Origin of the sequence: Kitasatospora sp. NPDC101183, assembly GCF_044767945.1 — a bacterium.
Taxonomy (GTDB): Bacteria; Actinomycetota; Actinomycetes; order Streptomycetales; family Streptomycetaceae; genus Kitasatospora.
On the sequence record NZ_JBIWOW010000009.1, the window covers coordinates 152,171 to 164,603 of the forward strand.

Below are 12,433 nucleotides of genomic sequence, written 5' to 3' on the forward strand. Positions count from 1 at the left end.
GGCCGGAGCATGGCTCCCGGCCCGGGTCGGTCGGCCGCATGTCCGGCCCGCTCCACCGAACACCCCGCCACATCCCGACCGCCCAGCGATGACGAAAGAGCAGCGCCCATGGCCCGCGACCTCACCCACGGCACCGGCACCCGCGGCGGCCGGCTGAGGGTGTACCTCGGATCCGCCCCGGGGGTCGGCAAGACCTACCGGATGCTGGACGAGGCCCGGCGCAGACAGGAGCGCGGGGCCGACGTCGTGGTCGGGTACATCGAGTGCCACGGCCGCCGCCACACCGAGGGCATGCTCGCCGGCCTGGAGGTCCTCCCGCGCGCCCACCGCTCGTACCGGGACGCCGAGTTCGACGAGATGGACCTCGACGGGCTCCTCGCGCGCCGCCCGTCCGTCGTGCTGGTGGACGAGCTGGCGCACACCAACATCCCCGGCGGCCGCCACGCCAAGCGCTGGCAGGACGTCGAGGAGATCCTCGCCGCCGGGATCGACGTCATCACCACCGTCAACATCCAGCACCTGGAATCGCTCAACGACGTCGTCCAGAAGATCACCGGCATCCCCCAGCGCGAGACCGTCCCGGACGAGGTGGTCCGCCGGGCCGACCAGATCGAACTCGTCGACATGGCCCCGCAGGCACTGCGCCGCCGGATGGCCCACGGCAACGTCTACAAGGCGGAGAAGGTGGACGCGGCGCTCTCCAACTACTTCCGGGTCGGCAACCTCACCGCCCTGCGCGAACTCGCCCTGCTCTGGGTCGCCGGACGCGTGGACGAGGGGCTGCGCGACTACCGCGCCAGCCACAACATCGACCGCGTCTGGGAGACCCGCGAACGGGTCGTCGTCGCCCTCACCGGCGGCCCCGAGGGCGAGACCCTGATCCGCCGCGCCGCCCGGATCGCCGACCGCACGGCCGGCGGGGACCTCATCGCCGTCCACGTCTCCCGCAGCGACGGCCTGGCCGGCGCCTCCTCCGGCGCCCTCGCCCAGCAGCGGCTGCTCGTCGAGACCCTCGGCGGCAGCTACCACGTGGTGGTCGGCGACGACATCCCCACCGCGCTGCTCGCCTTCGCCCGCGCCCACGACGCCACCCAGCTGGTGCTCGGCACCAGCCGCCGCGGCCGGATCAACCGCTTCCTCACCGGCCCCGGCATCGGCGAGACCACCGTGGACGCCTCCGAGGACATCGACGTCCACATGGTCACCCACGAGTTCACCGGCCGGGGCCGGCTGCCCTCCCTGGGCCGGCGCCACTCCCGGCGCCGCACGATCCTCGGCTACCTGTCCGGCCTGGCGGTGCCCTGGCTGCTCACCGTCGTGCTCTCCCAGGCGCACGACACCATCAACCTCACCACCGACGCCCTGATCTTCCAGCTCGGCGTGGTCATCGTCGCCCTGCTCGGCGGCGCCGTCTCCGCCCTGCTGGCCGCGCTGTTCGCCTCGGTGCTGCTGAACTACTACTTCATCCCGCCCGTCCACAGTCTGACCATCGGCGAGACCAACAACATCGTCGCCCTGGTGGTCTTCGCCGCCATCGCCCTCGCCGTCTCCACCGTCGTCGACCACGCCGGCCGCCTCACCAGCCGCGCCGCCCGCGCCACCGCCGAGGCCGAGACCCTCTCCACCCTGGCCGGCAGCGTGCTGCGCGGAGCCGACGCCCTGCCCGCCCTGCTGGAGAAGTCCCGGACGGCCTTCGGCATGCGGACCGTCGCCCTGCTCACCCGTACGGGCGAGGTGCTCGCCCACTCCGAGGCCGAGCTCCCGGACGACTCCGCCGGGCCGGTCGAGACCACCGAGGTCCCGGTCGGCGCCGACGCGGTGCTGGTGCTCACCGGCCGCCGGCTGCCCGCCGCCGACCAGCGGGTGCTCACCGCCTTCGCCGCCCACGTCGGCGCCGCGCTGGAGCGCGACCGCCTCGCCGTGGTCGCCGCCGAGGTCGAGCCGATCAAGGCCGCCGACCGGATGCGCACCGCCCTGCTCGCCGCCGTCAGCCACGACCTGCGCACCCCGCTGGCCGCCGCGCTCGCCTCCGTCGGCTCGCTGCGCAGCCCCGACGTCGAGTTCTCGCCCGAGGACCAGGCCGAACTCCTCGCCACCGCCGACGAGTCGCTGGTCAAACTCACCCGTCTGGTGGACAACCTGCTCGACATGAGCCGCCTCCAGGCCGGCGCCCTCACCCTGCACCTCACCGAGACCCACCTCGACGAGATCCTGCCCCGGGCGCTCGACAGCCTCCCCGACCCGTACGCGCCGATCCAGCCGCTCGACCTGGACACCGCCCCGCCCGTGCTCGCCGACCCGCCGCTGCTGGAGCGCGTCCTCGCCAACGTGATCACCAACGCGCTGCGCCACAACGCCCCCGGCGCGCCCGTCCTGGTCACCGCCAGCCACCACGCCGACCTGGTCGAGGTCCGGGTGATCGACCGGGGCCCCGGCATCGCCCCGGAGGACCGCGACAGCGTCTTCCTGCCCTTCCAGCGCCTCGGCGACACCGACAACACCACCGGCGTCGGCCTCGGGCTCGCCCTCTCCCGCGGCCTCGCCGAGGCCATGGGCGGCAGCCTGGAGGTCGAGGACACCCCCGGCGGCGGCACCACCATGCTGCTGACCCTGCCCGCCGCCGTCCCGCCCGCCACCACCAGCGATTTCGGGGAGGAGCTCCAAGCGTGAGTGAGATCCTGATCGTCGACGACGAACCCGCCCTACTGCGGACCCTGCGGATCAACCTGAGCGCCCGCCAGTACGCCGTCCGCACCGCCGCCACCGGCGGCGAGGCCCTGGACCGCGCCGCGCACGCGCTCCCCGACGCCGTCCTGCTCGACCTCGGCCTGCCCGACCTCGACGGCATGGACGTGCTGCGCGGCCTGCGCACCCGCAGCGCGATGCCGATCATCGTGCTCTCCGGCCGGTCCGGCTCCACCGACAAGATCGGCGCCCTCGACGCCGGCGCCGACGACTACCTCACCAAGCCCTTCCTGATGGACGAACTCCTCGCCCGGCTGCGGGCGGTGCTGCGCCGCCCGCTCGGCGGCCCCGCGCCCGGCCGGCCCGTCATCGGCGAGCACACCGTCGACCTCACGGCCACCACCGTCACCGGCCCCGACGGCCCGGTGCGGCTCACCCCGACGGAGTGGCGCATCCTCGCCCTGCTGCTCGCCAACCCCGGCCGCCTGGTGCCCGGGCGGCAGATCCTGCGCGAGGTGTGGGGCCCGGCGCAGGAGGCGCGCGGCAACTACCTGCGGGTCTACCTGGCGGGGCTGCGCCGCAAGCTGGAGCCGGACCCGGCCCGGCCGCGCCACCTGATCACCGAGCCCGGGATCGGCTACCGGTACGAGCCGTAGCGGGCCCCGAACGGACCCCGGGCGGGTCGCACGTCAACACCGCGTCAAGAGCGGCTCCCGGGGCGACAGGAGGACGTCAAGGCCGACCGGTGGCGGTGCCGCGCGGGCGTAACGTCAGTACCGGAACGAGCGGCCGCGGCGCGACCGTGGGGGAAGCCCGGGGCCGTTCCGAAGCCGCCGAATCAGGCGGCCAGCAGGTGGGGGAGGGGCGCGCGACATCGATCGCGCGCCCCTTTTTTCACACCCGAAAGACTCCCCGAACTAGCCGTCCGCCCCGCCCGACTGCCTCGGCAGCGCCAGCGCCACCGTGTCCGCGAACTCCCGTACGGCGCTGGTCCGGCTGACCACCCGGCCACTGTGCACCACCAGCCGGCTGTGCCCGCCCGCCAGCGCCCCGGCGAGGCTGTCCCCGCGCACCGCCAGCAGCTCCGCCGGGAACCCGGCGTCCACCCGCACCGGCGCCAGCCCGAGCACCGCCCGCGCCTGGTTCGCCACCGCGTCGTACGCCGCCTCGACGCCCAACTCCCCGCCCGCGGCGAGCAGATGGGCCGCCTCCAGCGGATCCGCCCGGCCGACGGGGTTGGACGGGTCGCGCAGCGCCCCGCTGCCCGCCGCCAGCGGCACCCGCGCCTCGGCCAACTCCCGTACCAAGCCCGGGCGCAGGCCCGGCACCGGCCCCTCCAGGCCGGTGCAGCAGCCGTTCTGCGGCAGGCAGACCACCCGCACCCCGCCGCTGGCCAGCACGGTGGAGGCACCCCGGGCGAGCAGTCCGCAGGGCCCGAGTGTCACCCTCGGCCGCAGCGGCGCCAACGCGCCCACCAGGCGCGCCAGTTGGGGGGCGTCGGCGGCGGTGGTGTGCAGGTCCACCGGGCAGTCCGCCTCCCGGGCGGCCTCCAGCAGCAGCTGCACGTACCCGGCCGGGTCCGGGTCCAGCTCCGGGCAGCCGCCGGCCGCCGTGGCGCCCAGCTTGAGCGCCTCGCGCAGCTGCGTCCGCCCGTCCGCCCCGGCGCGGCCGGTGAGCAGCCGGGGCATCGCCACCGCCTGGAGGTCGGCCAGCCCGCGCAGCGCCTGCCGGGCGGTGAGCACGGCCTCCAGCCGGCGCAGCCCGTGCACGTCGCCGATCCGGACGTGGGTGCGCTGGGCGGTGGCGCCGTAGCCGAGCGAGGTGAGCGCGGCCTCGGTGACCCTGCGGGTGAGGTCCTCCCGGGTCTCCGGCGGCGGGGCGGTCAGCGCGGCGGAGAAGGCGGCGTCGTAGTGGGCGTGCGGCTCGGCGGGGGCCGGCAGCAGCAGGTAGCCCTTGAGGTCGATCCGGGCGCCGGTGGTGACGGTGGGGGCGCCGGGCAGGGCGGGCAGCGGGCCGAGGCTGCCGACCGTGCCGACGGCCTGGATGCGGTCGCCGCTGATCCGGACGTCCACCACGCGCCCGTCCATCAGCCGGGCGCCGGTGAGCAGCAGGACGGGGCCGTGTCCGAGCGGGTTGGCCGACGGGCCGGGCCCGGAGTGCGCCCCGTCCGCGGCTGCGCTGTCCATCGCCGGCTCCCTCGTCGCCCCGTGCGGCCGCCCCCGTTGCGGTGCGGTCGGCCTCCCGATCAATGAGGGTCGAGCCTATGGGCCACGGGGGCGGGCCGCCGGGAGGCGGGCAATAGTCGTATCGGTCCGGGCCGTCGGTTCACGGGGGGGTCGAACGCCAGACCTCGGATCGCCCGCCCGTGCAGGGCGTGGACCTGCGGTCTTCGGCCTCGGATACGGATTTCACCTCTGGGCGCGGAACGTGTAATCTCTTCCTCGTTCGCCCCTATAGCTCAGTCGGTAGAGCGTCTCCATGGTAAGGAGAAGGTCTGCGGTTCGATTCCGCATGGGGGCTCTGGTGAGAAACGGTCAGCTCCGGCTGTGCCGCAGATCACCGTGGCGGTGTAGCTCAGTTGGTAGAGCAAGCGGCTCATAATCGCTGTGTCACCGGTTCAAGTCCGGTCACCGCTACCCCGCGTAGTCGGTCGGGAGATCGCACTCCCGGTCGGCTACTCTTGTTGTGTTCTTATTCGTTGTCCAAGGAAGGCACTCCCGTGGCTGCCACCGATGTCCGCCCGAAGATCACGCTGGCCTGCGTGGAGTGCAAGGAGCGGAACTACATCACCAAGAAGAACCGGCGTAACGACCCGGACCGTCTTGAGATGAAGAAGCACTGCCCCCGCTGCAACTCGCACACCGCGCACCGCGAGACCCGCTGACCCCTTCGCAGGGCATCGGGCCTGTGTGAATTCAGGTCTTCGACTCCGGGCCGTATCCCTCACGAGGGGTGCGGCCCGGAGTCATTTCCGTATCCGCTCCCTCTCAGTCCCCATTCCGTTTCCCAGCGCTACGAGGAGCTGCCATGGCGCTCGACCCCTCCTTCATCGGGCGTGGTTACCCGCCCACCGAGCCGTACGAGGTCGGCCGGGAGAAGATCCGCGAGTTCGCCGTCGCGATCGGGGACGCCAATCCCGCGTACACCGACGCGGAGGCGGCCAAGGCGCTCGGCCACCCGGACGTGATCGCCCCCCCGACCTTCCCGTTCGTGATCACCTACGGCGCGGCCGGCCAGGTCGTGGAGGACCCGGAGCTGGGTCTGGACTACAGCCGGGTGGTGCACGGGGACCAGAAGTTCTCGTACACCCGCCCGGTGCGGGCCGGCGACCGGCTCTCGGTGGAGATCGTCATCGACAACATCAAGTCGCTGGCGGGCAACGACGTGCTCACCGTGCGCGGTGAGGTGACGGACGCCACGGGCGAGCACGTGGTGACGTCGGTCATGACGCTGGTGGCCCGGGCCGCCGACGAGGCGGGGGAGTGAGCGCGATGACGGTTGGCTACGACGAGGTCGAGGTCGGCACGGAGCTGCCGGCGCAGTCCTTCCCGGTGACGCGCGCCACCCTGGTGCGGTACGCGGGCGCCTCGGGGGACTTCAACCCGATCCACTGGAACGAGAAGTTCGCGGTCGAGGTCGGCCTGCCGGACGTCATCGCGCACGGCATGTTCACCATGGCCGAGGCGATCCGCGTGGTCACCGACTGGGTGGGCGACCCGGCCGCGGTGGTCGAGTACGGCGTGCGCTTCACCCGGCCGGTGCCGGTGCCGAACGACGGGGTCGGCGCGGTGATCGAGGTCTCGGCCAAGGTCGCCAAGAAGCTGGACGACCACAAGGTGCAGGTCGACCTGCTCGCCACAACGGGCGGCCAGAAGGTGCTCGGGATGTCCCGGGCGATCGTCCGGCTGGCCTGATCCGCGGCGCCGTCGCGGCGGGGGCCCGGTCGGCGGGCGCCCGCCGCGGTTTTCGTCCTTGCGAAGATAGTGATTAGCCACTAACTTATGACTCATGGCGAAGTCGAGCATCCGGATGAGTGCGGAGGAGCGGCGCGAGAGCGTCGTCCGGGCCGCGATGATCGAGTTCGCCCGCAGCGGTTACAAGGGGACGTCCACCGAGTCGATCGCCCGCCGCGTCGGGGTGTCGCAGCCGTACCTGTTCCGGCTCTTCCCCGGCAAGCAGGCGATCTTCACGGCCGCCGCCGAGCGCTGCATCGAGGAGACCTGGAACGTCTTCGACGAGGCCTCGGCCGACATGACGGGCGCGGACGCGGCGAGGGCGATGTCCGAGGCGTACATGGGCCTGGTCGAGGACCGCGAGCGGCTCATGATGCAGATGCAGCTGTACGTCTCGGTGTTCGCCGCCAGGACGGCCGGCGAGGAGGAGATCGGGGAGACGGCCCGGCTGCTCTGGGAAGGGCTGTTCAACCGGGTCAAGGACCGGATCGGCGGGGATGCGAAGAACGCCACGGAGTTCTTCGCGCACGGGATGCTGATCAACACCCTGGTGGCGCTGGGCTACCCCCAGGACCACTGGGTCTGGGACGGCTTCGAGGAAGCCGAGGACTGCACGACCGAAGTCGCCGAGTAGGCGGGTCGCGCGAGGGTGATCGCGCGGCCCTTTTTTTCGGCCCTTCAAAGTTATTGATCGATAACTACCTGAGAGGTACCCGGGGGTCATCATGACCGAGAGCAAGGAAAACGAGGAGCAGGGGGGCTCTGCCTCCTTCGGCCCGACCGGCGCCTGGACGCTGGTGATCACCAGCATCGCGGGCTTCATGGCCAGCCTGGACAACCTGGTCGTCACCACCGCCCTGCCCTCCATCCGGGAGGAGCTCGGCGGCGGCCTCTCCGACCTGGAGTGGACGGTCAGCGCCTACACCCTGTCCTTCGCCGTGCTGCTGATGTTCGGCGCGGCACTCGGCGACCGCTTCGGCCGCCGCAAGATCTTCCTGATCGGCGTCTCGCTCTTCACGATCGGCTCGGCCGCCGCCGCGCTCTCGCCCGGCATCGGCGCGCTGATCGCCGCCCGCGCCGTCCAGGGCGCCGGCGCCGCGGTGTCGATGCCGCTCACCCTCACGCTGCTGACGGCCGCCATCCCCGCGGCCAAGCGCGGTGTGGCGTTCGGCATCTGGTCCGGCGTCAACGGCCTGGCCATCGCCACCGGCCCGCTGGTCGGCGGCACCCTGACCGAGCACTTCTCCTGGCAGTGGATCTTCTGGATCAACGTCCCGGTCGGCCTCGTCCTCGTCCCGCTCGCCGCCCTGCGGCTGCGCGAGAGCCGCGGCGTCAGCCCGTCCCTGGACGTCGTCGGCACCCTGCTCGTCAGCGGCGGCATGTTCGGCGTCGTCCTCGGCCTGATCCGCGGCAACCCGGACGGCTGGACCAGCCCGCTGGTGCTGACCTCGCTGATCGCCGGCGGTCTGGTGCTGACCGGCTTCGTCCTGTACGAGCAGTACGGCGCCGCGCACCCGATGCTGCCGATGCGGCTCTTCCGCAGCCGGTCGTTCTCGATGATCAACGCCGCCGGCCTGCTGATGTTCCTCGGCATGTTCGGCTCGATCTTCCTGATCAGCCAGCACCTCCAGACCGTCGGCGGCTACTCCCCGCAGGACGCCGGCATCCGGATGCTCCCCTGGACGGGCATGCCGCTGCTGATCGCCCCGATCGCGGGCATGATGTCCGACAAGATCGGCGGCCGGCGGATCGTCGTGGCCGGCCTGGTCATCCAGAGCCTGGGCCTCGGCCTCTACGCGGTGATCAACGACTCCCTGGACCACTTCGAGTACGGCCCGATGGTGCCGGCCGTGGTGCTCTGCGGCATCGGGATGTCGCTGTACTTCGCGCCGATGGCCACCCTGGTGATGGACAGCGTCCTCCCGCACGAGCAGGGCATCGCCTCCGGCGCCAACAACGCCCTGCGCGAGGTCGGCGGAGCGCTCGGCGTGGCCGTGCTCTCGGCGGTGTTCTCCTCCCAGGGCGGGTTCGGCACCGAGCAGTCCTACCTCGACGGCATGATCCCGGCGCTGTACGTCGGCGCCGCCGTCGTGATGGTCGCGGCGGTCTGCTCCTTCCTCATGCCGCGCCGGGCCCAGCCCGCGCCGGCCGGGCCGGTGGCGGCGGGCGGGACCGCGCCCGCCGACGCGGAGCCCGTACGGATCTGATCCCCGCGACGGCGGGGCGCGGCGGGTGCGGGGGCGTGGCCACGGGGCCGCGCCCCCGCACCCGTACGCTGGTGGGCGTGCTGGTAGAAAACGACGCCCCCCTCGCCCCGCTGACCACGCTGCGGCTCGGCGGCCCGGCCCGCCGCCTCGTCACCGCCCACACCGACGACGAGGTGGTCGCCGCCGTCCGCGAGGCCGACGCGGCGGGCGAGCCCCTGCTGGTCATCGGCGGCGGCTCCAACCTGGTGATCGGCGACGCGGGCTTCCCCGGCACCGTGCTGCGGATCGCCACCACCGGCTTCGCCCTGGAGGGCACCGCGCTGGAGCTGGCGGCGGGCGAGGTCTGGGCCGAGGCCGTGGCCGCCACCGTGTTGGAGCACGGCCTGGCCGGCATCGAGTTCCTGGCCGGCGTCCCCGGATCGGCCGGCGCCACCCCGGTGCAGAACGTGGGCGCCTACGGCCAGGAGGTGGCGCAGTCGATCACCGAGGTGGTCGCCTACGACCGCCGGGCCGGCGAGGTCGTCACCCTCACCAACGCCGAGTGCGGGTTCTCCTACCGCCACAGCCGCTTCAAGGCCGACCCGGAGCGCTACGTCGTCCTGCGGGTGCGCTTCGCGCTGGAGGACGCGGACGGGCTCTCCACCCCGGTCGCCTACGCCGAGACGGCCCGGCACCTGGGCGTCGAGCAGGGCGCGCGGGTGGACGTGCGCGCCGCCTGGAAGGCCGTGCTGCTGCTGCGCGCGGGCAAGGGCATGGTGCTGGACGCGGGGGACCACGACACCTGGTCGGCCGGCTCCTTCTTCACCAACCCGGTGCTCACCGCCGCGCAGTACGAGTCCTTCCGCACCCGCCCGGGCGCCGAGAACGCCCCGGCCTACCCGGCGCCGGAGGGCTGCACCAAGACCTCGGCGGCCTGGCTGATCGACCGGGCCGGCTTCGGCAAGGGCTACGGCAGCGGCCCGGCGACGCTCTCCACCAAGCACACCCTGGCGCTCACCAACCGCGGCGCGGCCACCGCCGAGGACCTGCTGGCACTGGCCCGGGAGATCCGGGACGGCGTCCGCGAGGCCTTCGGGGTCGAGCTGGTCAACGAGCCGGTCATGGTCGGGGTCAAGCTCTAGGCTGCCACCGGCTGGGCGGCCAGCCAGGCGTCGACGTCCGCCAGCAGCTCCTTGCGGACGGCCTCCGGTGCGCAGGAGCCGCGCACCGACTGCCGTGCCAGCTCGGCGAGTTCGGGGTCGGAGAAGCCCAGCACCGCGCGCGCCAGCTCGTACTGCGAGGCCAGCCGGCTGCCGAACAGCAGCGGGTCGTCCGCGCCCAGCGCCAGCGGCACCCCGGCGTCGAACAGCCGCCGCAGCGGGACGTCCTCGGGCCGCTCGTAGACGCCGAGCGAGACGTTGGAGGAGGGGCAGACCTCGCAGGTGATCTGCCGGGCGGCGAGGCGCTCCATCAGCCGCGGGTCCTCGGCGGCCCGCACGCCGTGGCCGATCCGGCCGGCGTCCAGGTCGTCGAGGCAGTCCCGGACGGACTCGGGGCCGGCCAGCTCGCCGCCGTGCGGGGCCGCCAGCAGCCCGCCCTTGCGGGCGATCTCGAAGGCCCGGTCGAAGTCGCGGGCGAGGCCCCGGCGCTCGTCGTTGGAGAGGCCGAAGCCGACCACGCCGCGGTCGGCGTACCGGACGGCCAGGCGGGCCAGCGTCCGGGCGTCCATCGGGGACTTCATCCGGTTCGCGGCGACCAGCACCCGGATGCCCACCCCGGTGGCGGCCGCGGCCTGCTCCACCGCGTCGAGGATCAGCTCCAGCGCGGGGATGAGCCCGCCGAGCCGGGGGGCGTAGGAGGTCGGGTCGACCTGGATCTCCAGCCAGCGGGAGCCGTCGCGCCGCTCGTCCTCGGCGGTCTCCAGGACGAGCCGGCGGATGTCCTCCTCGTCCCGCAGGACGGAGCGGGCGGTGTCGTACAGGCGCTGGAAGCGGAACCAGCCGCGCTCGTCGGTGGCGCGGAGCTTCGGCGGCTCGCCGGAGCTGAGGGCCTCCGGCAGCCGGACGCCGTGCTTGTCGGCCAGTTCCAGCAGGGTGGCCGGACGCATCGAGCCGGTGAAGTGCAGGTGCAGATGGGCCTTCGGGAGGCCCCTCACGTCTCGCGGGTTCAACAGGCGTTCCATTCGCGAATACTGCCGCATCCGGCCCTCAAACGGGAACCGCCCTCTTCCCGTCCCCCGAAGGGGTGAAAGAGGGCGGTTCAGCGGGTGAATCCCGCACGTCGGGTTGACGTCGGACGTCAGTCGCGGGCCTCGCCCAGCAGCTTCTGGACGCGGCCGACGCCCTCGACCAGGTCGGCGTCGCCGAGCGCGTACGAGAGCCGCAGGTAGCCGGGGGTGCCGAAGGCCTCGCCCGGGACGACGGCGACCTCGGCCTCGTCCAGAATCAGCGCGGCCAGCTCCGCGGAGGTCTGCGGACGCTTGCCGCGGATCTCCTTGCCCAGCAGGCCCTTGACCGAGGGGTAGGCGTAGAACGCGCCCTCGGGCTCGGGGCACAGGACGCCCTCGATCTCGTTGAGCATCCGCACGATGGTCTTGCGGCGGCGGTCGAAGGCCTCGCGCATCTCGGCGACGGCGTCCAGGTCCCCGGCCACGGCGGCCAGGGCGGCGCGCTGGGAGACGTTGGAGACGTTGGAGGTGGCGTGCGACTGCAGGTTGGCCGCGGCCTTGATCACGTCCTTGGGGCCGATCACCCAGCCCACCCGCCAGCCCGTCATCGCGTAGGTCTTGGCGACGCCGTTGACCACGACGCACTTGTCGGCCAGCTCGGGCAGCAGGGCCGGGAGCGAGGTGAAGGTCGCGTCGCCGTAGACCAGGTGCTCGTAGATCTCGTCGGTGAGCACCCACAGGCCGTGCTCCAGCGCCCAGCGGCCGATCGCCTCGGCCTCGGCCTCGGTGTACACCGCGCCGGTCGGGTTGGACGGGGAGACGAAGAGGACGACCTTGGTGTTCTCGGTGCGGGCGGCCTCCAGCTGCTCGACCGAGACCTTGTACCCGGTGGTCTCGTCGGAGACGACCTCCACCGGGACGCCGCCGGCCAGCTGCACCGACTCCGGGTAGGTGGTCCAGTACGGCGCCGGGATGATGACCTCGTCGCCCGGGTCCAGGATCGCGGCGAAGGCCTCGTAGATGGCCTGCTTGCCACCGTTGGTGACGAGCACCTGCGAGGCGTCCACCTCGTAGCCGGAGTCGCGCAGCGTCTTCGCGGCGATCGCGGCCTTGAGCTCGGGCAGCCCGCCCGCCGGGGTGTAGCGGTGGTTCTTCGGGTCGCGGCAGGCCTCGACGGCCGCCTCGACGATGTAGTCCGGGGTCGGGAAGTCGGGCTCGCCGGCGCCGAAGCCGATCACCGGACGGCCGGCCGCCTTGAGGGCCTTGGCCTTGGCGTCCACGGCGAGGGTCGCGGACTCGGCGATCGCGCCGATCCGGGCGGAGACCCGGCGGTCGGCGGGGCGGATGGACTGGTCGGGCTGCGGGGTGGAAGCGCTCATGCCTGCATCGTCGCAGAACCGGGACGGACCGGTCATCGTGGTTCCAGTATCCGTACGGGCCCG

At 73.0% G+C, this 12,433-nt stretch carries 11 protein-coding genes and 2 tRNA genes; 10 read left to right on the plus strand and 3 right to left on the minus strand.

Annotated features, from left to right (window positions below):
* Window positions 1-108: 108 nt before the first annotated feature.
* Window positions 109-2,670 (plus strand): ATP-binding protein, encoded by a 2,562-nt coding sequence (locus ACIRRS_RS14975; protein WP_402970109.1) that lies wholly within the window; start codon window positions 109-111, stop codon window positions 2,668-2,670.
* On the plus strand, window positions 2,667-3,341 hold the full coding sequence (locus ACIRRS_RS14980) for a response regulator (protein ID WP_402970111.1): 675 nt from the start codon (window positions 2,667-2,669) through the stop codon (window positions 3,339-3,341). Before ACIRRS_RS14975 ends, ACIRRS_RS14980 begins: the two co-directional genes overlap by 4 nt.
* A gap of 261 nt (window positions 3,342-3,602) precedes the next feature.
* Here the strand turns inward: ACIRRS_RS14980 and ACIRRS_RS14985 are convergent, their stop codons facing one another.
* The gene (locus ACIRRS_RS14985; protein ID WP_402970114.1) at window positions 3,603-4,871 is read right to left on the minus strand and encodes a hydrolase; all 1,269 of its coding nucleotides are present in this window, start codon (window positions 4,869-4,871) and stop codon (window positions 3,603-3,605) included.
* Between the two features lie 261 nt (window positions 4,872-5,132).
* On the opposite strand from ACIRRS_RS14985, the gene ACIRRS_RS14990 reads away from it, so the two are divergent.
* From ACIRRS_RS14990 to ACIRRS_RS15025, 8 genes are all read left to right on the plus strand, one after another.
* Window positions 5,133-5,205, plus strand: a tRNA-Thr gene (locus ACIRRS_RS14990).
* Between the two features lie 43 nt (window positions 5,206-5,248).
* A tRNA-Met gene (locus tag ACIRRS_RS14995) sits at window positions 5,249-5,321 on the plus strand.
* A gap of 83 nt (window positions 5,322-5,404) precedes the next feature.
* Window positions 5,405-5,569, plus strand: coding sequence for a 50S ribosomal protein L33 (gene rpmG, locus ACIRRS_RS15000; protein WP_006604855.1), 165 nt, complete (start codon window positions 5,405-5,407; stop codon window positions 5,567-5,569).
* A gap of 143 nt (window positions 5,570-5,712) precedes the next feature.
* On the plus strand, window positions 5,713-6,171 hold the full coding sequence (locus tag ACIRRS_RS15005; protein ID WP_402970117.1) for a MaoC family dehydratase N-terminal domain-containing protein: 459 nt from the start codon (window positions 5,713-5,715) through the stop codon (window positions 6,169-6,171).
* Between the two features lie 5 nt (window positions 6,172-6,176).
* Window positions 6,177-6,599, plus strand: coding sequence for a MaoC family dehydratase (locus ACIRRS_RS15010; RefSeq protein WP_402970120.1), 423 nt, complete (start codon window positions 6,177-6,179; stop codon window positions 6,597-6,599).
* A gap of 94 nt (window positions 6,600-6,693) precedes the next feature.
* The gene (locus tag ACIRRS_RS15015) at window positions 6,694-7,272 is read left to right on the plus strand and encodes a TetR/AcrR family transcriptional regulator (protein ID WP_402970123.1); all 579 of its coding nucleotides are present in this window, start codon (window positions 6,694-6,696) and stop codon (window positions 7,270-7,272) included.
* Between the two features lie 91 nt (window positions 7,273-7,363).
* Window positions 7,364-8,845: an MFS transporter gene (locus ACIRRS_RS15020; RefSeq protein WP_402970126.1), complete on the plus strand. Its 1,482-nt coding sequence runs from the start codon at window positions 7,364-7,366 to the stop codon at window positions 8,843-8,845.
* Between the two features lie 77 nt (window positions 8,846-8,922).
* Window positions 8,923-9,966, plus strand: a complete 1,044-nt coding sequence (locus ACIRRS_RS15025) for a UDP-N-acetylmuramate dehydrogenase (protein WP_402970129.1) — start codon at window positions 8,923-8,925, stop codon at window positions 9,964-9,966.
* On the opposite strand, the gene ACIRRS_RS15030 is transcribed toward ACIRRS_RS15025, so the two are convergent.
* Window positions 9,963-11,006 carry an adenosine deaminase gene (locus tag ACIRRS_RS15030; protein WP_402970132.1) on the minus strand — a complete coding sequence of 348 codons (1,044 nt, stop codon included), beginning with the start codon at window positions 11,004-11,006 and terminating at the stop codon, window positions 9,963-9,965. The genes ACIRRS_RS15025 and ACIRRS_RS15030 overlap by 4 nt on opposite strands.
* 116 nt (window positions 11,007-11,122) lie before the next feature.
* Window positions 11,123-12,370, minus strand: a complete 1,248-nt coding sequence (locus ACIRRS_RS15035; protein WP_402970135.1) for a pyridoxal phosphate-dependent aminotransferase — start codon at window positions 12,368-12,370, stop codon at window positions 11,123-11,125.
* Window positions 12,371-12,433 lie beyond the last annotated feature (63 nt).

Bases quoted from the DNA above. Each gene is read 5' to 3' on its own strand.
- ACIRRS_RS15020 (WP_402970126.1), top strand. From the start codon at position 7,364: ATGACCGAGAGCAAGGAAAACGAGGAGCAGGGGGGCTCTGCCTCCTTC.
- ACIRRS_RS14985 (WP_402970114.1), bottom strand. From the start codon at position 4,871: ATGGACAGCGCAGCCGCGGACGGGGCGCACTCCGGGCCCGGCCCGTCG.
- ACIRRS_RS15015 (WP_402970123.1), top strand. From the start codon at position 6,694: ATGGCGAAGTCGAGCATCCGGATGAGTGCGGAGGAGCGGCGCGAGAGC.
- ACIRRS_RS15010 (WP_402970120.1), top strand. From the start codon at position 6,177: ATGACGGTTGGCTACGACGAGGTCGAGGTCGGCACGGAGCTGCCGGCG.
- ACIRRS_RS15005 (WP_402970117.1), top strand. From the start codon at position 5,713: ATGGCGCTCGACCCCTCCTTCATCGGGCGTGGTTACCCGCCCACCGAG.
- ACIRRS_RS15030 (WP_402970132.1), bottom strand. From the start codon at position 11,006: ATGGAACGCCTGTTGAACCCGCGAGACGTGAGGGGCCTCCCGAAGGCC.
- ACIRRS_RS15035 (WP_402970135.1), bottom strand. From the start codon at position 12,370: ATGAGCGCTTCCACCCCGCAGCCCGACCAGTCCATCCGCCCCGCCGAC.
- ACIRRS_RS14975 (WP_402970109.1), top strand. From the start codon at position 109: ATGGCCCGCGACCTCACCCACGGCACCGGCACCCGCGGCGGCCGGCTG.